The following is a 25,981-nucleotide window of genomic DNA, read 5'->3' on the forward strand; positions in this document are numbered from 1 at the left end:
CTCTCCGTCATTGTCGAATTCCGCCCGCCCTGCCCGTTCAGTCCGCCACGGCGGTCGCGGCGGCCGGCGCGGTGGCGCCCGCGCTCCCCTGACCGGCCAGGTCCGCCACGTCAGCCAGGTCCGCCACGTCAGCCGGCTCCGCGAGGCCCGCACGACCGGTCGCCGGCTCCGCCAGCGCGCCGGGGCCGAAGGCGTCGCGCACCCACTCGTCGTGGTAGACGGTCTCCATGTACCGGTCGCCCAGGTCCGGGGAGACGGTCACCGCGGTGATCTGTTCGCGGACCCCGCCGGCGCCGTCGCCGTAGTGCTCCTCCAGCCAGCGCAGGGCGCCGGTCACCGCGGTGCCGGTGGAGCCGCCGACCGGGAAGCCGTGCCGCATCAGCGCCCGGCAGGTCCGCACGGTGGCCGCCTCGGGTACGTGCACCACGGCGTCGACCAGGCCCTCGTCGAGCAGCGCGGGACGCACACTGGTGCCGAGCCCGGGGATGTGCCGGGTGCCGGCCGGGCCGCCGAAGGTGACGGAGCCGACGCTGTCGACGGCCACCACCCGCACCGAGGGCCGCCGCTCCCGGAACCAGCGGGCGCAGCCCATCAGGGTGCCGGTGGTGCCGGCGCCGACGAACAGCACGTTCAGGTCGGGGAACTGGCGCGCGATGGCGGGGGCGGTGGTGCGGTAGTGGGCCATCCAGTTGCCGGGGCTGAGGTACTGGTTCAGCCACACCCGGCTGTCGTCGGCGGCGAGCAGCGCCTCGACGTGCCGGATCCGCGCGCCGAGGAAGCCCTCGGTCTCGTGCGGTTCGGTGACCACGTGCACCTCGGCGCCGAGCGACTCCATGGTGCGCCGGGTCACCGCGTTGCAGCGGGTGTCGGTCACGCACACGAACCGGTAGCCGCGGCCCGCCGCGAGCAGGGCCAGCGCCACACCCATGTTGCCGGACGAGGACTCCACCAGGGTCGAACCCGGGCGGAGCAGGCCGGCGGCCTCCGCCTGGGCGACCATCTCGCGGGCGGCCTTGAGTTTGATCGATCCGGCGAAGTTGAATCCCTCGACCTTCAGGAACAGCCGGCGCCCGAACAGCGGCTGAAGATTCACGAAGAGGTCGCTGACATCGAATTCATGCGACGCGGTGATAACCGGCACTGGCACTCCTGGCCTACGGCGGCGAATGGGCCTCGCCGGCAAGCCTGTCGACGTGCGCTGACCGTGGACTGACGGTTTGCTGACGGCTCCCGGCCGGATCGGCGGGGCCGTCAGGCGTCAGCTGACGGTCAGTTGTTCGTCAGCGTGCTCATGAAATCGTCGTCCGGTTGGAATCGTGCGGGCCGGAAATGCTGCCGCGCCCCTCCCCCGCTCTTCCGTGAGGAGCATGGCTTGAACCGGCAATCCGCCATCAGTGAAGTCCTCCCGCTGTCACCGCTGCAACAGGGTCTGCTGTTCCTCGCCGCCTACGACCGGGAGGCCACGGACGTCTACGCGCTGCAACTGGTGCTCGACCTCGCGGACGTGACCGACGCGGATGCGCGGGCGCTGCGGGACGCGGCGGGCGCGCTGCTCGACCGGTACCCGAACCTGGCCGCCTGCTTCCGGCACCGCAAGAGCGGCGAGGCCGTACAGGTGCTGCCCCGCTCGGTCGAGCTGCCCTGGCGGGAACGGCGGCTGCCGGCCGGCGAGTTCGACCGGGTGACCGGCGAGGAGCGGCTGGCCCGCTTCGACCTGGCCCGGCCGCCGCTGCACCGCTTCACCCTGCTGCGGGCAGCGGACGGGCGGGCCCGGCTGCTGTGGACGGTGCACCACATCCTGGTGGACGGCTGGTCGATGGCCACGCTCACCCGTGAACTGGCCGAGACCTTCGTGGCATCGCGCGGCGGCGGCGCGCTGCCCGGACGGCCGGCGGTGCCGCCGTACCAGGCGTATCTCGCCTGGCTGGGCGCGCAGGACGCGGAGGCGGCGCGGGAGGCGTGGCGGCGGGCCCTTGACGGGGTGGCGGAGCCGACCCGGCTGGTGCCGGGCGGCGGGGACACGGAAGGCGAGCGGGGCGGCGCGGCCGGGGGTGCGGCGCTGCCGCACCGGGTCGCGATCGAGGTGCCGGCCGGTGTCGCCGGTGCGCTGGCCGGCTTCGCCCGCTCCCGGGGGCTGACCGCGGGCGCGGTGGTGCAGGGCTGCTGGGCGCTGCTGCTGGCCCGGCTCACGGGGCAGGAGACGGTGGTGTTCGGGACCGTCGCCTCCGGCCGGCCGGCCCAGCTGCCGGAGGTCGAGCGGATGGTGGGCCTGTTCGCGAACACACTGCCGGTACGCGTCGACGTGAGCGCGGGGCTGACCCCGGCGGAGCTGTTCGCGCAGGTGCGGCGGGCCCGCACGGAGCTGCTGGCGCACGAGCACCTGCCGCTGGCGGAGATCCAGCAGCGGACCGCGGTGCGCGGTGAGCTGTTCGACACGGTGCTGCTGTTCCAGAACTATCCGATGGGCGGCCCCGACGCGGCACCGGCCGCGGCGGGTCCCCGGGTGACCGGCGTGGACATCCGGTCCGCCACGCACTACCCGCTGACCGTGACGGTCTTCCCCGGGGAGCCGTTCGAACTGGCCGTCGACCATGTGCCGGGGCTCGTCCCGGAGGCCGAGGCGCGGCGCGTCGGACGGTGGCTCGTACGGCTGCTGGAGGAGACCGTCCGGCGGCCGGACGAACCGTGCGGCCGGCTCGATCTGCTGGACGCCGAGGAGCGCGCCCGGATCCTGACCGGCCGCAACCACACCGAGGCCCCGGTACCGGGTGGGTGGCTGGCGCCGCTGCTGGAGCAGTGGGCCGTGCGCACGCCCGACGCCCCGGCGCTCGGCTGCGGCACCGAACGGCTGACGTACCGGGAGCTGCACGAGCGGGCGGACCGGCTGGCGGCGGAGCTGCGGGCCGCGGGCGCCGGCCCGGAGCGGCTGGTCGGGCTCGCCCTCGACCGGTCGGTCGACCTGGTGGTCGCGGCGCTCGCCGTCCTGAAGTCGGGCGCGGCCTATCTGCCGCTCGACCCCGACCATCCGGCGGAGCGGCTGCGGCACATGCTGGAGGACGCGCCCTGCGTGGTCACCCTCACCCACCGCCGTATCCGCCCCCTGCTCGACACGATGGGCACGGCGCTCACGGGCACCCTGCGGCTCCTGGACGACCCCGCCCGGCCGGACGCCGTACCGGCACCGCCGGCCGCGCCGACGTCCCGGGCCCCCGCGGCACCGGCCGGCCCGCCGGAGGCCGCCCACCCCGCCTACGTCCTCCACACCTCCGGCTCGACCGGGCGGCCGAAGGGCGTCGTCGTGCCGCACGGGGCGCTGGTGAACCTGGTCGCGGACATGGTGCGGCGCTGCGCGGTGACGCCGGCCGACCGGTTCCTCGCGGTGACCACGTTCGGCTTCGACATCGCCAACCTGGAGCTGTTCGTGCCGCTCGCGGCGGGCGCCGAGCTGGTCGTCGCCGACCGGGAGACGGTCCGCGACCCCGCCGCCCTCGCCGCGCTGATCACGGCGTGCGGTGCGACGCTGCTCCAGGCCACGCCCAGCCTGTGGCAGTCCCTGGCCGGCGGCCACGCCGAGGCCCTCGCCGGGCTGCGCGCCCTGGTGGGCGGCGAGGCGCTGCCCGGGCAGCTGGCCCGGGCACTGGCCGCGCACTGCGCCTCGGTCACCAACGTCTACGGCCCGACGGAGACGACCATCTGGTCGACGGCGGCGCCGCTGCCCCCGGAGCCGGCCGGCCCGGTGCCCATCGGCCGCCCCATCGCCAACACCCGGGTCTACGTCCTGGACCCGGCGCTGCGCCCGGTGCCCGACGGCCGCTTCGGCGAGCTGTACCTCGCCGGCACCGGACTCGCCCGCGGCTACCTGGGCCGGCCGGGCCTGACCGCCGAGCGGTTCGTGGCCGACCCGCTGGGGCCGCCCGGCACCCGGATGTACCGCACCGGCGACGTGGTGCGCTGGGCACCGGACGGCACGGCCCTGGAGTACGGGGGCCGCACCGACCACCAGGTGAAGATCCGCGGGCACCGGATCGAGCTGGGGGAGATCGAATCCGTGCTGGGCGCACAGCCCGGCGTCGAGCGGGCGGTGGTCACCGCCCGTACCGACCCGAGCGGGGACACCCGCCTGGTCGCCCATGTCGTACCGGCAGGGACCGACCGCGACCGGCTGCGGGAGCGCGCGTCCGCGGTGTTGCCCACGCACATGGTCCCTGCCGTGTACGTCTTCCTCGACGAACTGCCGCTGACGCCCAACGGCAAGGTCGACCGGAAGGCGCTGCCCGAGCCCGCCGAGCGGCGGGCGGGCACCGGCCGGCCGCCGTCCGGGCCGCGCGAGGAACTGCTGTGCGCGGTGTTCGCCGAGATCCTCGGTCTCGACCGGGTCGGGGCCGACGACGACTTCTTCGCGCTCGGCGGCCACTCGCTGTCCGCGATCCGGGTCGTCAACCGGCTGCGGGCCGAGCTGGGCGCGGAAGTGCCGCTGCGCACGCTGTTCGACGCCCGCTCGGCCCAGGCGCTGGCGCGCGCCCTGCCCGGCTCCGGCGACGAGCCGGCGCCGGGAGGCGAGCGGGGCCGGGCCCGGCCCGCGCTGCGTGCGGCGGCGCACCCGGAGGCGCCCGTGGTGCTGTCGTACGCGCAGGAGCGGCTGTGGTTCCTCGACCGCGTGGGCGCGGCGGCCAGCTACCACATCCCGCTGGCGGTACGGCTGTCCGGCCCGCTGGACACCGGGGCGCTGGGCGCGGCGGTGGCGGATGTGGTCGCCCGGCACGACACGCTGCGGACGGTGTTCGTGGCGGCCGAGGCCGGGGCGGTGCCGCTGGTGCTCGCCCCGCAGGAGGCGGACGCCGCTCTCGCGGTGGTGCCGGTCGCGGACGAGGACGAGCTGGCCGCCGCGCTGGCCGCCGAGGCCGCCGAGCCGTTCGACCTGGCCGCCCGGATCCCGGTGCGGGCGCGGCTGTTCGCACTCGCGGACGACCTGCACGTGCTGCTGCTGACGGTGCATCACATAGCGGCCGACGGCTGGTCCTTCGGCCCGCTCGCCGCCGACCTCACCGCCGCCTACGCGGCTCGCCGGGCGGGCCGCGCGCCCGACTGGCCGCCGCTGCCCGTGCGGTACGCCGACTACGCGCGCTGGCAGCGCGAGCTGCTCGGCGCCAAGGACGACCCGGACAGCCTGCTGGCGGCCGAACTCGCCCACTGGGCCAAGGCGCTGGCCGGCATGGAGCAGGAGCTGGAGCTGCCCGCCGACTTCCCCCGCCCCGCCCGGTCCTCGCAGCGCGGCGCCACGGTCACCCGGGTGCTGCCCGCCGCCGCCCACGCCCGGCTCGCGGAGCTGGCCCGGGGCGCCGGTGCCAGCCTGTTCATGGCGCTCCAGGCCGGTCTCGCGGCCGTACTGACCCGGCTCGGCGCGGGCACCGACATCCCGCTGGGCAGCCCGGTCGCCGGGCGGGCCGACGAGGCGGTGCGCGATCTGGTCGGCTGCTTCGTCAACACGCTGGTGCTGCGCACCGACACCTCGGGCGACCCGTCGTTCGCCGAGCTGCTCGACCGGGTGCGGGAGACGGACCTGACCGCGTACGCGCACGCCGAGCTGCCGTTCGAGCATCTCGTCGACGAGCTGCGGCCGGAGCGGTCCCTCGCCCGGCATCCGCTGGTGCAGGTGGTGCTCTCGGTGACCCCGGGCGGCGACCCGCTGCCCGCGCTGCCGGAGCTGACGGCCGCCGTGGAGCCGGTGCCGTCCCGCACGGCCAAGTTCGACCTGGCCTTCGAGGTGACCGAACGCCTCGGTGCCGGGGGCCGGCCGGAGGGGCTCGACATCCGCCTCGAGTACAGCGCGGACCTGTTCACCGAGGCGACCGCCGGCCGGCTCGCCGGTGCCCTGGCCGTGCTGCTCGACGACGCGGCCCGCACCCCCGGCGCCCGGCTCAGCGCGCTCGCCCTGCTCCCCGCGGACGAGCGCCGCGCCCTGCTGGGCGGGCGGCACGGACCGGTGCGGCCCCGCCCGGCCCGTACCCTGCCGGCGCTGTTCGAGGCGCACGCCGCCGCGGCACCCGACCGTGCGGCACTGGTCGTGCCCGGAGCCGCGGAGGTGTCGTACGGGCGGCTGAACGCGGACGCCAACCGGCTCGCCCGGCTGCTGCTCGGCCACGGGGCCGGCCCCGGCACCGTGGTCGCCCTCGTGCTGCCCCGCTCGGCGCACACGGTCACGGCGCTGCTCGCGGTGCTGAAGACGGGCGCGGCCTATCTGCCCGTGGACCCGGACTACCCGGCCGAGCGCATCGCCTACATGCTCGGCGACGCGGCCCCCGCCGCCGTCCTCGCCGTCCGGGAGAGCGCCGGCCGGGTGCCGCACGGCACCTCCCCGCTGGTGCTGGACGACCCGGCCACCGCCGATCTCGCCGCCCCGCTGTCCGGCGCCGACCTCACCGACGCCGAGCGGGCCCGTCCGCTGTCGGCGCGGGACACCGCGTACGTCATCTACACGTCCGGCTCGACCGGGCGGCCCAAGGGGGTCGCCGTGCCGCACGCGGGCGCGGCCCACCTGGTCGCCCACCACCAGGAGGAACTGGGGACCGGGCCGGGCACCCGGGCGCTGCAGTTCGCCTCGTTCAGCTTCGACGCGACCGTGTGGGAGCTGGCCGCGTCGCTGTTCTCCGGCGGCACCCTGGTCATGGCGAGCGCCGAGAGCCGGCTGTCCGCCCCGCTGCTCGCCGCGTTCCTCGCCGAGCAGCGCATCGACCACGCGATCCTGCCGCCGACCGTCGTCGGCCGCTTCCCGGACCCGGCCGCCCTGCCGCGCGGCCTGTGCCTGATGGTCGGCGGGGAGGCCTGCCCGCCCGCCGTGGTCGAGCGCGTCGCGGGCCGGGTGACACTGCGCAACGCCTACGGCCCCACCGAGATCTCGGTGGCCGCGACGCTCAGCGCCCCGCTCGCCCCGGACAGCGGAAGGCCGCCGATCGGCCGCCCCCTGGCCAATGTCCGGGTGTACGCGCTGGACGCGGCCCTCGCGCCGGTGCCGGACGGGGTCACCGGGGAGCTGTACGTCGCCGGCGCCGGCCTGGCCCAGGGCTACCGGGGCCGGCCGGCCACCACGGCGGAGCGGTTCGTCGCCGACCCCTACGGGCCGCCCGGCACCCGGATGTACCGCACCGGTGACCTGGTGCGCTGGCGGGCGGACGGCGAGCTGGACTACGTCGGCCGCGCCGACCAGCAGATCAAGCTGCGCGGCTTCCGCATCGAGCCGGGCGAGATCGAGTCGGCGCTCACCCGCCATCCGGTGATCGCGCAGGCCGCCGTGGTGCTGACCCCGGCGGACGGCGGCGGCCGGCTGACCGGGTACGTGGTGCCCGTACCGGGTGTGGCCGCCGTCGACGTACCGGTGCTGACCGCGTATCTGGCCGAGTCGCTGCCCGCCCACATGGTCCCGGCCGCGCTGGTGTCGCTGCCCGCGCTGCCGCTGACCGCGAACGGCAAGCTCGACGTACGGGCCCTGCCCGCGCCCGGCGCCGCGGCGCCCGCGGCGGCCGGCCGGGCCCCGCGCACCCCGTCGGAGCAGGCGCTGGCCGGGGTCTTCTGCGAGGTCCTCGGTCTCGACGGGGTCGACGCGGACGGGGACTTCTTCGCGCTGGGCGGGGACAGCCTGCGTTCGGTGGACGTGGTGAGCCGGGCCGCCAAGGCCGGGCTGACGCTGGCCCTGTCCGACGTCTTCGCGCACCGGACGGTGGCGGCGCTCGCCGCCGCGGCGGCCCCGGCCACGGCGCGGGAGGCGGCGGCCGTGCCGCTGCTGGAGATCCGGCCGCACGGCGGCGCCGCCCCGCTGTTCTGCGTGCACGGCGGCGTCGGGTTCGGGCTGCCGTTCGCCGAGCTGGCCGCGCATCTGGACCCGGACCGGCCGGTGTACGCGCTCCAGTCCGACGGTGTCGCGGCCGGACCCGGGGCCTGGGACCGGCCGGCGGACGTGGGCTCGCTGGCCGCCGCGTACGTGGAGCGGGTGCGGCGGGTGCGCCCGCACGGCCCCTACCACCTGCTGGGCTGGTCGTTCGGCGGGCTGGTCGCGCACGAGATGGCCGTACGGCTGCAGGCGGCCGGCGAGCGGGTGGCGTTCCTCGGGGCCCTGGACGCCTTCCCGGTGGCGCCCGGCGACCGCAACCCCGGTGACGAGGAGATCCGGTCGGCGTTCCTCGCCCACCACGCCCGCGGGACGGCGATCGGGGAGCGGGACCTGGACCGGCTGATGACGGTGATGCGCCATCACACGGACATCGCGCGGGAGTTCACCCCCGGGCGGTTCGCCGGACCGCTGACCCTGTTCGTCGCGACGCGCGGGCAGGCGGCCCCCACCGGTGAACTCGCCGGGCGCTGGCTGCCGTACGTGGACGGGGCGCCGGCCGTGCACGAGATCGCCTGCGATCACGAGGAGATGCTCGGCGGGGACGCGGTACGGCGGATCGGGGCGCTCGTCGAGGGCGCCCTGCGCGCGGTCTGAGCGTACGCACGGCGAAGCGCCGGCGGCAGTGGGACGCCGTCGGCGCTTCGCCGTACTCTGTCGCTGGTCCCGGCCGTCGAGCGGGTCACGACCGGTCAGCGGTCAGGGCTGTTCAGCTGTGCAGCCGTCACGGCTGTTCAGCGGGTCAGCTGGTCAGCTGGTCACAGCAGCGAGGGGTCCTGCATCAGGATCGCCTGGTAGAGCGTGTGCAGCCGCTGGCTCGGCTTGAGACCCAGTTCCTCGTCGAGCCACTTGCGGGTGCGGTGGAAGATGTCGACCGCCTCGGACTGGCGGCCGCACCGGTAGAGCGCGATCATCAACTGCTCACTGAACCGTTCGCGCTCGGGATACTGAGCCAGCAGCTGCTTCAGCTCGGCAACGACGACCCCCGCCTCGCCGGCCTGCAGTTGCGCCTGGATCAGATCCTCTCGCGCGCTCTTGCGCTGTTCATCGAGACGCAGGGCGACGGCACGGCAGCGCGGTCCGTCGCTCACGTCCAGCAGGGCGGGCCCGCGCCACATGGCGAGGGACTCGCGCAGCAGCCGGATGGCCTCGAGCGGTTCCCGGCCGACCAGACCCGCGCCCTGTTCGGCCAGGCGAAGGAAGCGGTAGGCGTCGAGGGAGCCCTCCGACACGTCGAGCATGTAGCCGTTGTCGACGGTGCGGATCACCCCCTCCTCCCCGTCCGCGAAGCCCAGTTCGGCCAGGGACTTCCGCATGCGCCGCACATTCGCCTGCAAGGCGTTCCGGGTGTTCTTCAGCGGCGCCTCGCCCCAGAGTTCGTCGATCAGTTCGTCGAAGGCGACCACTTGACCAGGATTCAACGCCAGCATGGTCAACATCACGCGAATCTTCTTCGCCCGTATGCCGATGGTCTTTTGACCGTCCCCGATCAGCAACGGACCCAATATGGAAATGTGCACCAAATTCCCGTCCCTACTCATAAAAACCGGTCACAAGCCCCCACCTCGCGACCTACGGGGCAGTCACGGAACCGTGGGTTTCGCTTTGCGGCACTCGACAGAGTGAAAACGCCAGAGAGTCAGAACTGATCAAGTATCAGTCAAGTCTGGCCGGTTTGACACTGTACCTTCGTACATGAGCAGGTGAGCCTGGGCGACGAGGCCCACCTGAAGACGGGATTCCACTTTCAGCTTCGCCAGGATATTCGCGACATGCGCCTTCACCGTACGTTCCGTCACCCGCAACCTCGATGCGATGGCGCGATTCGATAACCCTGCTCCCAGCAGCGAGAAGACCTGCCTCTCGCGCTCCGACAGCGACTCGACCTGGGCGAGCTGATACTGCCACCGAGTCGACGGCAGGCCGTCGTCACCGTGCATAGGGCCTCTCCCCCGTGATCGCCCCACTTCCCCCGTCAACGTACGCCGGAAACCTATGTCGGCTTGTTTCCGTCGAACGCGGGACCGAGTGTAGCGCTCTCCCATCCGCCACCGCAGACAAAGAAGTTCTCCGGAGAAATTCACAGCGCGGCAGGGCACGCCATGTGAAACGGCCGGGGAGACGGGATCACCCGTCTCCCCGGCCGTCGCGGACCGGAGCATTCAATTCCGCACGGCGTTCCTCAGGACACCGTGGCCCGCCCCGCCACCGCGGACGGCACGCGCACCGTCCGTGTCTCGTCCTGGTGGGCCAGGCGCGAGGGCCACCAGGTCTTCCAGCCCAGCAGCATCACCACCGAGGGCAGGACGACGATCCGGATGAGCGTGGCGTCCAGCAGCACCGCGCAGGCCATGCCCACCCCCAGCTGCTTCATCTCGATGAAGTTGAGCGAGGCCAGCAGGCCGAAGACGCAGACCATCACCACCGCCGCGCTCGTCACCACGCCGGCGGTGCGGGTGATGCCCTGCTCCACCGCCTCCCGGATGCCGAGCCCGCCGCGCGCCGCCTCCCGGATCCGGCTGATCACGAACACGTGGTAGTCCATCGAAAGGCCCAGCAGGATCACGAACAGCAGCAGCGGCAGCCAGGCCACCACCCGCCCGGTCGACTCGAAGCCCAGCAGGCCCTCCGCCCAGGTCCGCTGGAAGATCAGCGCGAGCACCCCGAAGGAGGCCACGGCGGACAGCACGTTCAGCACCACCGTGATCGCCGCCAGCACCAGCGACCGGAACGCCGCCGCCATCACCAGGAAGGTGAACACCAGGGCCACCAGCAGCACCCAGGGCATCTTCTGCACGACGTTCGCCCGGTAGTCCACGTCGTAGGCGACGTCGCTGCCGCCCACCGCCCACCGCGCGCCCTCGATCCGGCCGACGGTGGCCGGGGCTATGTCCTGGCGCAGCCGGGACAGGGACTCCTGGGCCTGCCGCGAGCTGCTGTTGAAGCGCGTGCCGACCGCGATCGTCGCCACCCGGCCGTCCCGCGAGGTCCGCACCTCCGGCGCCGGGGTGTGCACGAAGAGCCCGTCGTGCCGCACGCGGGTGACGAGCGCCCCGACGCCCTTCGCCAGCTCCGCGTCATGGCCCGCCGGCACCCGGACGGCGACCGTGTGGGTGTCCGCCTGGCTCGGGAAGGAGCGCGTCAGCCGCTCGTTGGACTGCATCGCGGGGATCGACCGGGGCAGGTCGTCGATGCCGGTGGCCTTCAGCCGCAGGTCGAGTGCGGGCACGGCGAGGGCCAGCAGCGCGCCCACGGACAGGATCAGCGCCAGCGCCGGGTGCCGCAGGGCCGGCTTCAGCATCGCCGACCACAGCCGCGGCTTGACGCCGCCCTTCTGCGTCAGCCGCCACACCAGCGGCACCCGCGGCTTGTCCAGGTAGCGGCCGAACTTGGAGAGCATGGCGGGCAGCACGGTCAGCGAGGCGAGCATCGCGATCGCGACCACCAGCACCGCACCCGTGGCCATCGACTCGAAGGCGATGTGCCCGGCGAGGTAGAGCGCGCCCATGGACGCCATCACGACCAGGCCCGAGATCATCACGGAGTGCCCGGAGGTGGCGGCGGCGATCTCGATGGCGTCGATGTTGTCGGCGCCCAGCGCCCGTTCCTCGCGCTGCCGTTTGAGATAGAAGAGCGAGTAGTCGACGCCGATGGCCATGCCCATCAGGACGATGATGTGGGTCACCGGACCGGGGTCGGGCACCAGCTGCGAGGCCACCCCCCACAGGCCGAGCCCGGCGAGCACCGAGGAGATGCCGAGCAGCACCGGGACGCTCGCGGCGACGATCGCCCCGAACACGAAGACCATCACGACCAGCGTCACCGGCAGGCTCAGCACGGTGGCCTTGCCCAGGTCCCGGTCGAGCAGGTCGTTCAGGCCCGCCTTGATGGAGCCGGCGCCGACGAGTTCGACACGTACGTCGCTGTGCGCGTCCCGGACCTTCGCCACCTTCTCCAGCAGCGGCCCGACCCGGTCGGCAGCGGTCTCGGGGTCCCCGGCGAGCGTCACGGGCACGAGCAGCGCCGAACCGTCCGGGGCGGAGACGGTCCTGCCGACGGAGGCGACCCCCTCGGCACCCTTCAGCGCGCCGACGGTCTCGCCCAGCGCCCGCTCGGCGGCGGCCCGGTCCAGGGTGCCCCGGTAGGGAGTGACCAGGATGTTCTCCACCGCGCGGTTCTCCAGGCCGCCGCTGCGCGCCAGGGCCGCCTCCCGCCCGGACTGCCCGATGGCCAGGTCCGAGTCGGTGGCGGACCTGGTGCCCGTCATGCCGCCGACCGCCAGGGCGCCCATCACGAACACCACCCAGAGCGTCATCGCCCACCACGGATGAACGGCGCTCCACCGGGCGGTCCTGGTGATCAGGTTCCTGCCTGCCACGTCTGCTCTCCCCTCCTCGAAAGAAATACCCGGATCACGGGAAACGGACCGGAGTTTCGGCATCCGGCCGGTACATTGGCGCGCTCCTCGCGACCATAAAACTAGTGAAGGGCCGAAGCGCGATCACGGGTACAAGTACTCCGATGTGGGGGGAGTTTTCTCTACTTGACACCCAATGCGTGCCACACGGAGTCAGGTTGTTCTGGCGGGATGTGATACCACACACGGCACGACACGGAAAAGGGGCCGTCGCCGAGCAGGGCGACGGCCCCCGCGTACGCACCGGGAAGCGGTACGTCCTGCACGCGCCAGGGCCCGGGCAGCGAGCCCGTGGGATCCCGGACGACGGCCTGTCCCGAGCACCGGCCCACGGGCAGCGCCATTCCCTGCGCGAGCCGGCCGCCGGCCGCTTTGACACACGCCTCTTTCCTGGTCCACAGCCGGCCGAAGGCCAGATGGCCGTCGCGGGCCACCCAGGAACTCTCCTCGGCCGGGAAGAACCGCTCGGCCAGGCGCACCGGGTCCAGTCCCGCACGCGGCTTCTCCACGTCGACGCCGACCGGGCGCGGGGCGAGCGCGAGCAGGGCCAGTTCACCGGAGTGCGACAGGCTGAAATGCGGTCCGTCCTCGTGCGCGAGCCGGGGCTTTCCCCAGCGGCCCCGGGTGAGACGCACCGATTCCGGGGCGCGGCCGAGCCGTGCCCCGAGGATGATCCGCACGGCGGCGTGCGCGACGACGAAACGCCGCCGCATTCCGCTTTCCGTACCCAGGCGTGCCCGTTCCTTCTCCTGTTCGTCCAGGATGTCTTCGAGTTCTCGCGGATATCCTTCCGGATCCGTCCCGGACTCCAGCGGAATCCGCCAGATCTCCACTTCGTCGACATCGGTCGGGCATATCGCGGGGCGGGGTGTCGGGTGCGGCGGCATCGTCAGTTCCGGCCCACTTTTCCGGTGTGGAGGCCCTGGAACAGGTTGAGTCTCTGGATGTTCCGGGCGCCTTCCATGAACTCCACGCCGCGGGCGTCCCTGGCCCACTTGTCGAGCAGCGGATGGTCGAGCCGGGCACCGGGGCCGAAGAAGCCGAGGGCGCGCAGCGTCACCTCCTCGGCGACCTCGCAGGCCCTGGCCTTCGCCGCCGACGCCAGATGGCCGGCGGAGGGCCTGCGGTCCACCGCGAGGGCCGCACGGTAGGTCAGCGAGCGGGCCGCGTCGATGCGCCGGCCCAGCTCCTCGTACGCCTCCCGCTCCGGGCCGCGCAGGAGCCGCCGGTGCTCGCCGACGTAGTCGTGGGCGGCCCGGGCGATGCCCAGGGCGATGGCGGCGACACTGGGCCTGAGCTGGTTGAAGACGCTGACGATGCTCCACATGCCGCGGCGGGTCGGCGGCAGGTGCGCGCCCAGCACCCGCTCGGCCGGCACCCGCACCCCGTCGAGCCGGATCCGGGTGAGCTGGGCGCCGCGCAGCCCGAGCGTGGGCAGCGGCTCGGCGTGGAAACCGGGGTCGGCGGTGTCGACGAGCACCGCGAGCACCCCGAGCCGGTCGGTGCCCGCGACCCGGGCGAAGACGGCACCCAGATCGGCGCGCGCGGCGTTGCCGACGTAGCGCTTCTCGCCGTCCAGCACGTAGGAGCCGTCGCCCACCGGGGTGAGGGTGCTCGTCATCTCGCCGATGGCCGAGCCGCGGTCGGGCTCGGTCAGGGCGAAGCAGGTCCAGCGGGGCCGCTCGGCGAGCCGGCCGTGGAACCACGCGCGCTGCCCGGGATCGCCGAGGACGCCGAGCAGCACCCCGCACATCGACGGGCCGGGCGAGGCCAGCATCATCCCGGCGTCGCCGCGCGCCAGTTCCTCGCTGACCAGCACCCGTTCCAGGGTGGCGAGGCCGTGCGCGGGTCCGCTGCCGGGTGCCGGGCCCGCCCGCTCCCAGTCGGGCGGCACCTGATGGCCGGCGAGGAACCGCACGGCGGGCAGGTCCAGATAGCGGTGGACGGCGTCCGGGTCCCGGTCCAGCTCCAGGGCGCACTGCCGGAGGTCGTCGGCCCAGCGGCGCACCTCACGGTGTGCCGTGGCCAGCGAGGCGGGCAGGCTGATCACGCGTCCTCCCGTCCGGTGCCGGGGCCGGCCGCGCCGTAGGCGTCGGCGAGCAGTTCGGAGGCGTGGGCGCCGGCGCCCGGTCCCTCCGCGGTGAAGCCGTACGCGCCCAGCAGCCGCAGCAGCGCCCGGTCGGTCCGGGTGATCTGCTCCTGCAGACCGGCCAGGTGCCGGTCGTCCGCCGCGGGCCGCAGCGGGCCGAGGGGGCCGGTCCGGCCGGTGCCGAGGTCGTCGAGGACGCCCTCGATCTCCAGGTGCTCCAGCAGGACGTCGGCCAGCGTGCCCTTGACCATCTGCTGCATCAGCAGGGAGGTGCCCTCGCTCTGCCGGGCGGCCAGATGGGCCAGACAGGCGTCCCGGAGCCGCTCGGACATCCCGAGCCGCAGCCAGGCCAGCGCCCATCCCCACGCGGGCGGCGCGGCGTCGGCCGCGCCCCGGGCGCCACCGTCCTCCGGCCGCAGTACGGCGAGCCCGGCCAGCGGACCGCCGTCATCGGCCGCGGCGGCGGGACGGGACGCCTCCGGAGCGCTCGGCGCCGACGGCGTCCCCGTCGTCGGCGTCGCCGGTATCTCCGTCACCGGCACGTGCTCCGAGGCCGCCTCCCTCGCCGCCGCCTCCGCCGCTTCCTTCGCCTCCTCCGCCGCGAACTCCTCCAGGAGTTCCCTCGGCAGGACCGCGTGGCCGCGCGGGCCGCGCGGCGGTGCCTCGGGAGACAGGGCGCGCACCAGCAGGGTCAGCGCGGGGACCAGGCCGTCCGTGCGCGCGCTCGCGCGGGCCCGCAGGCAGTGCTCCCGTATCTCGGGCGGTACCGTCATCGTCCGCTCACTCCCCCGTCTTCCCCGTCGTCGTCCGGCACGCGAGATCCAGCGTGCAGTGGGCCAGCACCTCGCGTTCCGGGTCGTGGTCGGCGACGACGACCCGGGCCGGGCCGCCGCCCGCGAGGTCGGCGAGGGCCGACCACACCGCCGTGGCCGGCTGCCCGGTCCCGGCCCAGGCGGCCCAGGGCCACACCCCGGGCACGGCGGAGCGCACCCCGGCGCCCGCCACCAGCGGCAGCTCCGGGTCCCACGGCACCGCGGGCCCCGGCACCCGCCAGGGCTGCTGTGCCATGCCGTGCACCGGGGTCCCCGCGCCGCGCCACTCGAACAGCAGCGCCACGGCCACGTCGGCCGTCACGGCGCCCGGATGGCCCTCCGGTACGGCGAAGGGCTGACTGCTCTGGTCGACGGCCAGCACCAGCAGCCGGCGGTAGGCGCAGCGCCGGGCGTACTCCAGCGCCACCCGCAGCGCGCTGAACGGTGCCAGCACGCCCTGGTCGGACAGGCCGAACGCCAGCGGCTCGCCCGGCAGCAGGCCCCGCACACAGGACGCGACCAGCTCGGCGTGCTCGAAGTCCGGGGCGGCACAGGCCACCACGACCACCTCGGGCCCCTCCTCGGCGGACAGCGGACCCAGCCCGGCGAGCGCGCCCCGGGCCAGCTCCACGGAGGTCCGCCGGGGCGCCGCCGCGAACCCGGCCCGGTCGAAGGGCACCCCGTGCGGGGCACCGAGCTGCCGGAAGAACTCCTCCCGGTCCGCGGCCGGCACATACGGCGTGCCGGGCCCGTCCGGCGCGTACCGGCCGGCCCGCACCAGCCGCGGCACACCCGTCCCGCCCGGCCCGCCGTCCACGGCGCCGGCCGGGGACGCGGGCCGTACGGCCGCAGTCGCGCGGAACATGCTCAGGCGCCCGCTTCCGCCGCCACGAAGTCGGCGAGCGAACCGACCGTCTCGAAGTGCGTCATCTCCAGCTCGTCGGCGTCGAACTGCACGTCGACGATCTCCTCGATGGTGATGAGCAGCTCCAGCGCGCTGCTGGAGTCGAGGCCCAGCTCGTCGAAGAGCCGGACGCCCTCCTCGGCGCCGGAGACGTCCTTGTCCAGCACCTCGGTCAGGCCCTGGCGGACGGCGTCCACGTAGCGGGCGCGGTCGGTGAGGGTGGCTGCGGTGTTCTCGGTCATGTCGTTCTCCTTGTCGGGGTCGGGAGTTCAGTGCGCGCCGGGACCGGCGTCGTACAGCCGCTGGCGGCCGAGCATCGACTCGGTGTCGTCGCGCTCCCGGATCAGATGGGCCTCGCCGTCCAGGACGAGGACCTCGGCCGGGTAGCCGTGGCTGAGGAAGTGCACCGGCGACGCGGTCGGCCCGTAGGCGCCGGAGCGCTGCACGCCGACGAGGTCGCCGGCGCGCAGCGGCGGCATGGGCACCTTCTTGCCGATGACGTCGTTCGGGGTGCACAGCGGCCCGGTGATGTTCCAGGGCTCGGTGGGCGGTTCGCCGAGGCGCTCCAGCGCGGCCATCGGGAAGTTGCGCTTGACGTACGAGCCGATGCCGACCGCCGCCATGTGGTGGTTGGTGCCGCCGTCGGTGACCGCGAAGTTCTCGCCCATGGAGGTCTTCGTGTAGCGCACCCGGGTGACGTAGGTGCCGGACGCGGCCACCAGGAACCGGCCCAGCTCCATGATCATGCGGGTGTCGGGGTGCCGGGTGCGGAAGGCCTCGACGACCGGGTTGAGCCGGGTCGTCAGCTCGGCGAGGTCCAGGTCCTTCTCGTTGTCGAAGTAGGCGATGCCGAGACCGCCGCCGATGTCGACCGTCTCCAGCGGGAAGCCGATCCGCTCCGCGACCCGCTCGGCCAGGTCCAGGATGCGCCGGGTGTTGTCCACGACGGTGTCCTCGCCGAGGATCCGGGTGCCGAGGTACACCTGGACGCCCATGAGGCGTACGCCCTCGTACCGGTCGGCGAGTCCGGGACCCTCGGCGAGCAGCTGCTCCTCGTCCATGCCGAACTGGCGGGGCTTGCCGCCCATGGTCAGGCCCGAGCCCTTCACCGAGAAGGCCGGGTTGACCCGCAGCGCCACCCGCGCGGTGACGCCCCGCTCCCGGGCGGCCCGGTCGATGAGGGCGAGTTCGTCGAGGTTCTCGCAGACGATGGCGTGGATGTCCGCGTCCAGGCAGGCGGCCAGCTCGGCGGCGCTCTTGCCGGGGCCGAGGAAGATGATGTCGTGCGGGGGGACCCCGGCACGCAGGGCCGTGACCAGCTCGGTGAGCGAGGACACCTCGGCGCGGGCGCCGCTGCGGTGCAGCAGGGCGCACACGGAGATGTTGGGGTTGGCCTTGAGGGAGTAGAAGACCTCAAGGGCCGGGTGCAGACGTTCGCGCAGGTCACGGAAGCGGCTGGTGAGTTCCGCGCCGTCGTACACGTACAGCGGGGTGCCGAACTCCTCGGCGAGCCGGCCGATGCCGAGGCCCTGCACCTCGAAGGCGTCGCTCATCTTCAGCTCCGTTCCGTCAGGGCCGCCAGGCGGCCGGTGATGTCCGTGTCCAGGGCCTCGATCCCGGCGTCGTCGGCCGCGAGGAGCACCCCGTACAGCCGGCCCTCGAAGCCGTTCTCGCCGGCGTCGGCGGCGGCGGCGTTGACCGTGGCGTAGTTGTTGACGAACAGGCCGTGCGGGCGGGCGCCGGGCTGGGTGAGCAGCAGCGGGCCGAGCAGTTCGCGCAGTTCGGCGAAGGGCAGCGGGCGGTGCGGGCGGACGGTGAAGTGGCGGGCGACGGCGACGTCGTCCGGGCCGGCCAGCACCTCGTGCACCACGGCCTGGTAGGTGGACATGTTGTTGCGGGCGTTGATCTCCACCACGGGGTAGAGGCCCTCGTCCGGGTCGACCATCGCGTCGACGCCGACGACGCCGAAGTAGCCGTCCGCCGCCAGCCGTCCGCCGAGCCGGTGCGCGGTGTCGCGGACCTCGGCCACCTGGCGCTCGGTGAGCCGCGCGGGCATGCGGTGGCCCTTGTGGACCCCGTTCTCGGTGAGCAGCTCCTTGACGAAGTCGAAGTGCACGTCGCCGTCGCGGCCGACGGTGAACTGGTAGTTGAGGTCGGCCCGTTTGGCGACCCACTCCTCGATGACCAGCGCGGTGCGGACGGCGGTGCCCGCGGCCTCGGCGGCGCGTGCGGCCTGGGCGGCGGCCATGCGGTGCAGCCGGGCGAGCGTGCGCTCGTTGTCGACGACGACGATGCCCTTGCCGGACACCCCGAAGGCGTCCTTGACGACGACCTTCCTGCCCGCGGCGAGCAGCTCGCCGGCCGCGCTGACCGCCGCCGCCAGCTCCTCCAGCGTCTCGCAGGCCCAGCCGCGCGCCTGCCGGATGCCCAGCTCGTCGGCGAGCCGGCGGCTGTAGACCTTGCTGTTGACGTGCTTGCACCGGTCGGCCGGCGGGGCGGCGAGCCGCAGCCCGGTCCGCCCGGCCAGCTCCTCCTCGACGGTGGAGATGCCGTGCGCGGTCAGCCGGGCGCCGTCGGCGGCCAGCGCGGACAGCGTGCGCAGCAGCCCGTCGTCGGCGAGGGCGTCCTCGCTGACGGTGCGCCGGGGTTCCTGCCCCGCGACCACGTGCACGGTGGGCAGGGCGAGGCCGAGCCCCTCCAGATAGGCGCGGTAGCCCTCGTCCAGGGCGGTCTTCAGGACGACGTGGTCGTCCTTTCCGCCGAGCAGCAGCGCGAACTCGTCCATCCGGTTGACGACGGCGCTGCCCGCGTGCGCGGCGACCCGGGGCAGGGCGGGCTCGCCGAGGGCCCACTGGTTCTCCACCTCGAAGTTGCCGAGGAACACCAGCGGCGTGCCCGCGTCACCGGTGACGGCGCGCTTGAGGCGGCCGGTGAAGCCGGGGGGCGGTGATTGCATATCGACCTCGTGATCTCTCGGGTGCGCGGGCTCAGTGCTCGAAGACCATGGCGGCGAAGGTCGCGCCCAGGCCGACGCTGGTCATCAGATAGCGGTCGCCGGGGCGCAGCCGGCCCAGTTCGCCCGCCCGCTGCAGGTTGATGAAGGGATCGGCGCAGAAGCAGTGCCCGGTGTGCGGCACCAGGTCGAGGAAGACCCGCTCCAGGGGCAGGCCGAGGGTGCGGCACACACCGATCCAGGACAGCCGGTTGACGTTGTGCGGCAGGACGAGGGCCACCTCGTCGAGGGTGCAGCCGGCCTCGTCGAGGGCAGCGGTGATCACCTCGCACAGGCCGGGCCCGTACCGGTCCTGGAAGTCGGCGGCGGCCTCGGCGCCCATGATGAACTCGGCGCCGAACCGGCTGTGGGTGCGGGCGGCGTAGCCGAGCATCCGGTTGCGGCCGGTGCGGTCGGCGCTGACGAGCAGCGCGGCGGTGCCCTCGCCCATGACGGTGACGTCCGGGATGGACTGGTTGTGCCCGGTGCCGGCCTTCTCGCCGGTCAGGACGAGGGCGAGGGCGTCGGGATCGGGGTCGGCGGCGAGCAGGGTGCCGGCCATGTCGACGGCGAGCAGGCCCGAGGCGCAGGCGTGCTGGGAGACGACGAATCCGGTGGCGTGGCGCAGCCCCAGCTCGTCCTGGAGCGGGCCGAGCGAGGTCATCGGGTACGGCAGCGGTGCGGGCATGGTGCGTGCCTGGAGCACGTACTTGACCCGCTCCTCCTGCCCGTACAGCTCCGCGAGTTTGGCCACGGCGCGCAGCAGCAGCCGCGTCTCGTCGGCCTCCGGGTCGCGGCACACGTCCGACAGCCCGTAGAAGCGCTGGTAGCGCCGCAACTGGACGTCCGTGAGCCCGAGTTCACGGTGGAACCGGGCGATCGGGATGGTGTCGGGAAGGCAGCTGGAGACTGCCACGATCGACGTCATGCCCACAACCCTCGCGTCCACCGCTGACGATGGACTGAAACATTGCTGACCGTTGCGCCGGGGGGCCGTTCCGGACGGACGCGGTCCGGACAGCCGTATGCCCGGACAGCCGCGGCGGACGTCCGGGCATACGGGGGTCCCGCCCGTCGGAGGACGGGCGGGACCGTAGGCGCGGCTCGGTCCGGTCCGCTCGCGCCGGCCGGCGGGAGCGGACCGGGACGGCTCAGTGGAAGAAGTGGCGCGTTCCCGTGAAGTACATGGTCACGCCCGCCTTCTGGGCGGCCTCCACGACCTGCTCGTCACGGATCGAGCCGCCCGGCTGGACGATCGCGCGGACACCGGCGGCGATGAGGATCTCCGGGCCGTCGGGGAAGGGGAAGAAGGCGTCGGAGGCCGCGTAGGCGCCGCGGGCCCGCTCCTCGCCGGCCCGTTCGACGGCCAGCTTGCAGGAGTCGACGCGGTTGACCTGGCCCATGCCGACGCCGACCGAGGCGCCGTCCTTGGCGAGCAGGATCGCGTTGGACTTCACCGCGCGGCACGCCTTCCAGGCGAAGGCCAGCTCCCGCAGCTCCTCGGCGGAGAGCGCCTCGCCGCTGGCGAGCGTCCAGTGCGCCGGGTCGTCGCCCTCGGCCTGGAGCCGGTCGGCGGCCTGGAGCAGCGCGCCGCCGTCGATCGGCTTGACCTCGACCAGCTGGGCCGGGGCGTCGGGGCAGCGCAGCACGCGGATGTTCTTCTTCTTAGTGAGGGCCTCCAGCGCGCCCTCCTCGTAGCCGGGCGCCACGATGACCTCGGTGAAGATGTCCGCGACCTGCTCGGCCATCTCCTTGGTGACCGGACGGTTCACGGCGATGACACCGCCGTACGCCGAGACCGGGTCGCAGGCGTGCGCCTTGCGGTGCGCCTCGGCGACGTCCGCGCCGGTCGCGATGCCGCACGGGTTGGCGTGCTTGATGATCGCGACGCAGGGCTCGGCGTGGTCGTACGCGGCACGGCGGGCGGCGTCCGTGTCCGTGTAGTTGTTGTACGACATCTCCTTGCCGTGCAGCTGCTCGGCCGCCGCGAGCCCGCCCTCACCGGAGGTGTAGAGGGCGGCGGGCTGGTGCGGGTTCTCGCCGTAGCGCAGGGTGTGCGCGCGCTCCAGGGTGGTGCCGAAGAACTCGGGGAAGGCCGAGTCGTCCACGGGCGCGTAGGCGGAGGCGAACCAGCCGGCCACCGCGATGTCGTACTCCGCGGTGTGCCGGAATGCCTCGGCGGCCAGCCGCTTGCGGGCGGCGAGGTCGAAGCCGCCGCCCTTGACCGCGGCGAGCACGTCGGCGTACCGCTCCGGGCTGGTCACCACGGCCACGGACGGGTGGTTCTTGGCGGCGGCGCGCACCATCGAGGGGCCGCCGATGTCGATCTGCTCCACGCACTCGTCGGGCGAGGCACCGGAGGCGACCGTCTCCCGGAACGGGTAGAGGTTGACGACGACCAGGTCGAACGGCTCCACGCCCAGCTCGGCGAGCTGCTCGCGGTGGCTGTCGAGGCGCAGGTCGGCGAGGATGCCGGCGTGCACCTTCGGGTGCAGGGTCTTCACCCGGCCGTCCAGGCACTCGGGGAAGCCGGTCAGCTCCTCGACCTTGGTGACGGGAACGCCGGCGGCGGCGATCCGGCCTGTCGTGGACCCGGTGGAGACCAGCTCGACACCGGCCGCGTGCAGCCCGCGCGCGAGGTCTTCAAGGCCGGTCTTGTCGTAGACGCTGACGAGCGCCCGGCGAATGGGCCGCTTGGTGCTCTCGGCGGTGGCGGTCACTGGATAACTACCTTTCGTCCCTCAATGCGATAGCCGTTGCGGGCGAGCCGCCCCACGACCTCGACGAGCAGCCTTCGCTCGACTTCCTTGATGCGCTCGTGCAGCGCGCTCTCGTCGTCCTCGTCCCGGACCTCGACCACGCCCTGGGCGATGATCGGGCCGGTGTCGACGCCGTCGTCGACGAAGTGGACGGTGCAGCCGGTGACCTTGACGCCGTACGCGAGCGCGTCCCGCGCGCCGTGGGCCCCCGGAAAACTGGGCAGCAGGGCCGGGTGGGTGTTGACGAACCGCCCGCCGAACCGCGCGAGGAACTCCTTCCCCACGATCTTCATGAAACCGGCGGAGACCACGAGGTCGGGCTCGTGGGCGGCCACGGCGGCGGCGAGGGCGGCGTCCCACTCGTCCCGGCCGTCGTGGTCCTTGACCCGGCACACGAACGTCGGCAGCCCGGCCCGCTCGGCGCGGGCGAGCCCCTCGATGCCGGTGCGGTCGGCCCCGACGGCGACGATCCGCGCGCCGTACGACTCGGCTCCGGTGCGCTCGATCTCGTCCAGAAGCGCCTGCAGGTTGGTGCCGGATCCGGAGACCAGCACGACGAGGCGCTTGACCGCTGGGCCGGAGGGGGTGGCGGCCACGGTGGGGCCCTTTCTCGGGTGGCGATCCATGCAAGGTCGGTTTGTACAGTCGTACGAATGCTTCGCGCCCCGGTATACGGGGAAGTCTACGAAGCGGCCGACCGCCAGCAACGATACCGGCACTCCGGAAGGGCCCCTCGGGACGGGTGCCCGCCCGGAAGGTAGCGTTCGCAAGGAATCACGAAAGAGCAGCCTCGGGAACGTGGTCGCCGTGCGGCACGTTGACGGGGTGGAAGCTCATGTCGGACTGCCGTAGTCACCTAGGGGAAGACGCTCTTTTGATGCCCGATCGCAGCCTGCGACTCCTCACGTTCCCGCCGCGCCCGGCCCAGGGGGGCGAGCGTGGCGCGGCACTGCTGCGGGAACGGCCGACCCCGCCGCCGGCACGGACCCCGCACGGCGGCGGCCCCGTCGGCTCGGCAGGTCCGGGCGGCGGCTCCGGGCAGGACGGTTCGGGGCATGGCGGCGGTGCCGGGCACGACGGTTCCGGGCACGGTGGACCGGGGCACGGTGACGGCTCCGGGCAGGGCGGGCCGGGGCGCGGTGACGGCTCCGGGCAGGGTGGGCAGCGGCAGGACGACAATCCGTTCGCGCCGCCGCCGGAGGGGACTCCGGACCGGCCGTGGCAGCCGCGGCATCCCGGGGGACCGGCCGGACCCGGGTACGGCGCGGGTCCCGGCTACGGGCCGGGCCAGGGGCACGGCCAGGGGCACGGCCAGGGCCACGGATACGGCCCGGGTCAGGGTCCCGGCACGGGGCAGGGGCAGGGGCAGGGGCACGGTCCCGGGGGCGGCTCGCCCTGGGGCAACCAGTGGAGCGACCGGCAGCCCGGCCGCTCCCCCGACGGTTTCGGCGAGCGGCCCGGCGGCGGCCCGCAGGGCCCCGGCGGCCCGCAGGGCCCGGGCATGCGCTGGGACCCGACGGACCCGGCCCAGCGCCGCGCACGGTACGCCCTGCTCTGCGGCATGTGGGCGGTCTTCTTCGCCCTCTTCAGCTGGCCGTACGTGTCCCTGCTGCTGGGCGCCCTCGCCCTGTACTGGGGCAGCAGCGCGCTGCGCGCCAAGCCGCGCCGCCCGTCCCCGGACGCCCCGGCGGCCCCCGCGGTCCCGGCCGGCCGGCCGGCGACGACGGCTGCCGTCGGCGGCCTGATCACGGCCTCCCTCGCCCTGGTCCTGGTGGCGTCGACGTTCACCGTCCAGCTGGTCTACCGCGACTACTACACGTGCGTGACCGACGCCCTCACCCACGAGGCCAAGCAGTCCTGCGACACCCTGCTGCCGAAGGAGCTGCGGGGCGTACTGGGCGCGGACGACAGCTGAGGCCGCTCACCCCCGCTCACCCGGCGGAGCCGTCCGAGCGGGAGTCCCGGGGCGGCTCCGGACGAGGTCCGGGACGGCCACCGGCGCCGGGGTCCTGGCGGGGCTCCGGCCGCGGCTCGGCCCCGGGGGTGTCCGGGGACGTCGCCGCATCCTTCAGCGCCGCCCAGCGCGAGGCGCGGGCCATGTCGTCGTGCCAGTTCTCGGGGAACTCGGTGAACGGGGTGGGGAAGGGGTCCTCGGCGGGGACGAAGTCGTACAGGTCCGCCTCGGCGGCCTCGGCCGCCCCGGCCGCCGCCTCCGGCTGAGCGGACGCTCTCCCCTTGCCGGCGCCCTTGGGCCGGCCCCTGCCCCACCCCTTGTTCCGGGCCGCCCCGCCCTCCGTGTCCCCGCCGGCGGTGTCCGCACCGGCTCCGCCCCCGCCTGCCGTGCCCCCACCGGCGCTCTTCCCTCCGGCCGTGCTCCCGTCAGCCTTGCCGCCGCCGGTCTTGCCGCCGCCGCCCTCCCCGCTGTCCGGGCCGCCGCCGTCCGTATCGCTCCCGCCGGTGCCGTCACGCTCGGCCCTGTTCCCGTCGGCCCTGTTCCCGCCGGTGCCGTCCTGGTCGGCCCTGTTCCCGTCCGTCCCGTTCGCGTCGGCTCTGTTCTCGTCGGCGGACGCGGTCACGGCCGGTACGCCGTCGGTGCGCACCGAGTCGCCGGCCGTGACCGCGTCCGCCATCGGCGCCGCCGCCTTCCCCGTCTCGCCCCGCGCTCCCGCCACCCCCGCCCTCGCCTTCGCCGCAGCCGCCTGCGGGGCCGTGCCCCCCGCCTCCGCGCCCTGCGCCGGAATCGTGCCCTGGCGCGTGCGGGCGCCGCGCAGCCGCCAGGCCCGCGCGCCCAGCGCCACCGGCAGAGCGAAGACCAGCGTCCAGACCCCGGCCGCTCCCCCGGTCTGCCACCACAGCGGGCCGAGGCGGGACAGCGCGGCCACGCCCAGGGGGCCGCCCGCCAGCGCGGCGAGCAGGGCGAGGAACACCGCGCAGACCGCCGCCGTCAGCAGCACCGCCCCGGCGGTCCGGCCGGCCGACCAGCGGGCCCGCGCCGGTTCGCCGGACTCCGCCCGCCGCACGGCCGCCCGCGCCACGAACCACCCCGCCGTCATCCCGGCCACCGCGGGCACCAGCCCCGCCGCCCAGTTCTGCGGCGTGCCGATACCCGGCTCCGGCACCGCGGCCAGCAGCGGGAACGGCGGCAGCAGGGGCGCCGGGTCGGACGCGAACGGATGGACCGCGTGTCCGGCGCCGAGGGCGAAGCCGGGGCCGAGCGCGTAGGACGCCGCCCAGACCGCCGCGTTGGGGATCAGCGCGACACCGAGCAGCAGCACGGCGCACCGCCCCGTCCAGCCCGCCGTCAGCTGCAGGAAGGACGCCCGCGCGGACTCGCCGTGCCACACCAGGGAGACCCCGACCAGCAGGGCGCCGCCGCCGAGGAGCACCGTCGTCGCCGCACCGGCGGCCCGTACGGCCGCGCCCAGCCGGGCCCGTTCGTCGGTGCCGAACACCAGCCTCCGCACCGCTGCCGGCACCACCGCCAGCGCGCTCAGCAGCGGCTCGCGCGGGCGGCCGGACGCCGCCCACACCCCGGCGCCCGCCGCGCCCGCCGCGACGAGCGGCAGACACACCGTCACCCACGGCCACTCCGGCCGCAGTTCCCCACTGGAGCAGTACAGCGCGGCGGCGCCGCCGACACCCAGATAGCCGAGGACCACGCCCGTCCACGCGGTCCGCGCCGGCACCGGCGGCGGCCCGTCCGGCTCGGCGGACGCGTCGACGGCGTCCCGCGCCGCCCGGTACACCAGCCACACCGGCACGGCGAGCAGCAGCAGCGGGGCGATCCCGAGCGGCATGGGTGTGCCGGTGAGCGTGCCGGTGCGGGTCAGTTCCACGCCGTGCGCCAGCAGCCAGAGCGCGGCGGCGACGTGCAGCGCCCCGCCCGGTCCGCTGTCCGGGTACGGCGAGCTGACCCACAGCACCATCACGAGCACCGCGAACGAGCCGAGGCCCAGGCCGGCCGCGACGGCTCCGCCCAGCAGGCTCGCGGCGAGTCCGGGGGAACGATCGCGCAGCCGGGAGAGCAGAGGCGACAACGAGGAGCGGCGGGCGGTCATCTGCATCACGCACGCCATGCTCCCAACGACACGCGCTTTCCCGGCGTAACAGGCGAACCCCCGATGTG

The 25,981-nt window shown here is 74.4% G+C and carries 17 protein-coding genes; 2 read left to right on the forward strand and 15 right to left on the reverse strand.

The window, feature by feature from the left end:
- Positions 1–37: 37 nt before the first annotated feature.
- Positions 38–1,141 (reverse strand): 2,3-diaminopropionate biosynthesis protein SbnA, encoded by a 1,104-nt coding sequence (gene sbnA / locus ACF073_RS02890; protein ID WP_392066277.1) that lies wholly within the window; start codon positions 1,139–1,141, stop codon positions 38–40.
- A 231-nt stretch (positions 1,142–1,372) separates the two neighbouring features.
- On the opposite strand from sbnA, the gene ACF073_RS02895 reads away from it, so the two are divergent.
- Positions 1,373–8,479 (forward strand): amino acid adenylation domain-containing protein, encoded by a 7,107-nt coding sequence (locus tag ACF073_RS02895; RefSeq protein ID WP_392066279.1) that lies wholly within the window; start codon positions 1,373–1,375, stop codon positions 8,477–8,479.
- Positions 8,480–8,640: 161 nt separating this feature from the next.
- On the opposite strand, the gene ACF073_RS02900 is transcribed toward ACF073_RS02895, so the two are convergent.
- The 13 genes from ACF073_RS02900 to purN all read right to left on the reverse strand — a co-directional run bounded on the left by ACF073_RS02900 (position 8,641) and on the right by purN (position 22,481).
- A complete protein-coding gene (locus tag ACF073_RS02900; protein WP_392066281.1) occupies positions 8,641–9,378 on the reverse strand; it encodes a BTAD domain-containing putative transcriptional regulator in 738 nt (245 codons plus the stop codon).
- Between the two features lie 153 nt (positions 9,379–9,531).
- Complete coding sequence (locus ACF073_RS02905; RefSeq protein WP_392066283.1) at positions 9,532–9,822, reverse strand: helix-turn-helix transcriptional regulator; 291 nt, start codon at positions 9,820–9,822, stop codon at positions 9,532–9,534.
- A gap of 242 nt (positions 9,823–10,064) precedes the next feature.
- Positions 10,065–12,260, reverse strand: a complete 2,196-nt coding sequence (locus ACF073_RS02910) for an MMPL family transporter (RefSeq protein ID WP_392066285.1) — start codon at positions 12,258–12,260, stop codon at positions 10,065–10,067.
- Positions 12,261–12,421: 161 nt separating this feature from the next.
- A complete protein-coding gene (locus ACF073_RS02915; RefSeq protein ID WP_392066287.1) occupies positions 12,422–13,132 on the reverse strand; it encodes a 4'-phosphopantetheinyl transferase family protein in 711 nt (236 codons plus the stop codon).
- Between the two features lie 56 nt (positions 13,133–13,188).
- Positions 13,189–14,349 (reverse strand): acyl-CoA dehydrogenase family protein, encoded by a 1,161-nt coding sequence (locus tag ACF073_RS02920; protein ID WP_392066288.1) that lies wholly within the window; start codon positions 14,347–14,349, stop codon positions 13,189–13,191.
- Positions 14,346–15,161, reverse strand: coding sequence for a hypothetical protein (locus ACF073_RS02925; protein WP_392066290.1), 816 nt, complete (start codon positions 15,159–15,161; stop codon positions 14,346–14,348). The genes ACF073_RS02920 and ACF073_RS02925 overlap by 4 nt, the downstream gene beginning before the upstream one ends.
- Positions 15,162–15,168: 7 nt before the next feature.
- A complete protein-coding gene (locus ACF073_RS02930) occupies positions 15,169–16,065 on the reverse strand; it encodes a hypothetical protein (protein WP_392066292.1) in 897 nt (298 codons plus the stop codon).
- Positions 16,066–16,067: 2 nt separating this feature from the next.
- Positions 16,068–16,346 (reverse strand): acyl carrier protein, encoded by a 279-nt coding sequence (locus ACF073_RS02935; protein WP_392066293.1) that lies wholly within the window; start codon positions 16,344–16,346, stop codon positions 16,068–16,070.
- A gap of 27 nt (positions 16,347–16,373) precedes the next feature.
- A complete protein-coding gene (locus tag ACF073_RS02940) occupies positions 16,374–17,657 on the reverse strand; it encodes a type III PLP-dependent enzyme (protein WP_392066295.1) in 1,284 nt (427 codons plus the stop codon).
- Positions 17,658–17,659: 2 nt separating this feature from the next.
- Positions 17,660–19,060 (reverse strand): ATP-grasp domain-containing protein, encoded by a 1,401-nt coding sequence (locus ACF073_RS02945; RefSeq protein ID WP_392066297.1) that lies wholly within the window; start codon positions 19,058–19,060, stop codon positions 17,660–17,662.
- A 31-nt stretch (positions 19,061–19,091) separates the two neighbouring features.
- A complete protein-coding gene (locus ACF073_RS02950) occupies positions 19,092–20,024 on the reverse strand; it encodes a 3-oxoacyl-[acyl-carrier-protein] synthase III C-terminal domain-containing protein (RefSeq protein ID WP_392066299.1) in 933 nt (310 codons plus the stop codon).
- 223 nt (positions 20,025–20,247) lie between these two features.
- A complete protein-coding gene (gene purH, locus ACF073_RS02955; RefSeq protein ID WP_392066301.1) occupies positions 20,248–21,816 on the reverse strand; it encodes a bifunctional phosphoribosylaminoimidazolecarboxamide formyltransferase/IMP cyclohydrolase in 1,569 nt (522 codons plus the stop codon).
- The gene (gene purN, locus ACF073_RS02960) at positions 21,813–22,481 is read right to left on the reverse strand and encodes a phosphoribosylglycinamide formyltransferase (protein WP_392066303.1); all 669 of its coding nucleotides are present in this window, start codon (positions 22,479–22,481) and stop codon (positions 21,813–21,815) included. The genes purH and purN overlap by 4 nt, the downstream gene beginning before the upstream one ends.
- A gap of 251 nt (positions 22,482–22,732) precedes the next feature.
- On the opposite strand from purN, the gene ACF073_RS02965 reads away from it, so the two are divergent.
- Positions 22,733–23,770, forward strand: a complete 1,038-nt coding sequence (locus tag ACF073_RS02965; RefSeq protein WP_392066305.1) for a hypothetical protein — start codon at positions 22,733–22,735, stop codon at positions 23,768–23,770.
- Between the two features lie 16 nt (positions 23,771–23,786).
- Here the strand turns inward: ACF073_RS02965 and ACF073_RS02970 are convergent, their stop codons facing one another.
- Positions 23,787–25,919: a DUF6350 family protein gene (locus ACF073_RS02970; protein WP_392066867.1), complete on the reverse strand. Its 2,133-nt coding sequence runs from the start codon at positions 25,917–25,919 to the stop codon at positions 23,787–23,789.
- Positions 25,920–25,981 lie beyond the last annotated feature (62 nt).

This window comes from Streptomyces sp. NPDC015171, from assembly GCF_043079545.1.
Classification (GTDB): Bacteria; Actinomycetota; Actinomycetes; order Streptomycetales; family Streptomycetaceae; genus Streptomyces.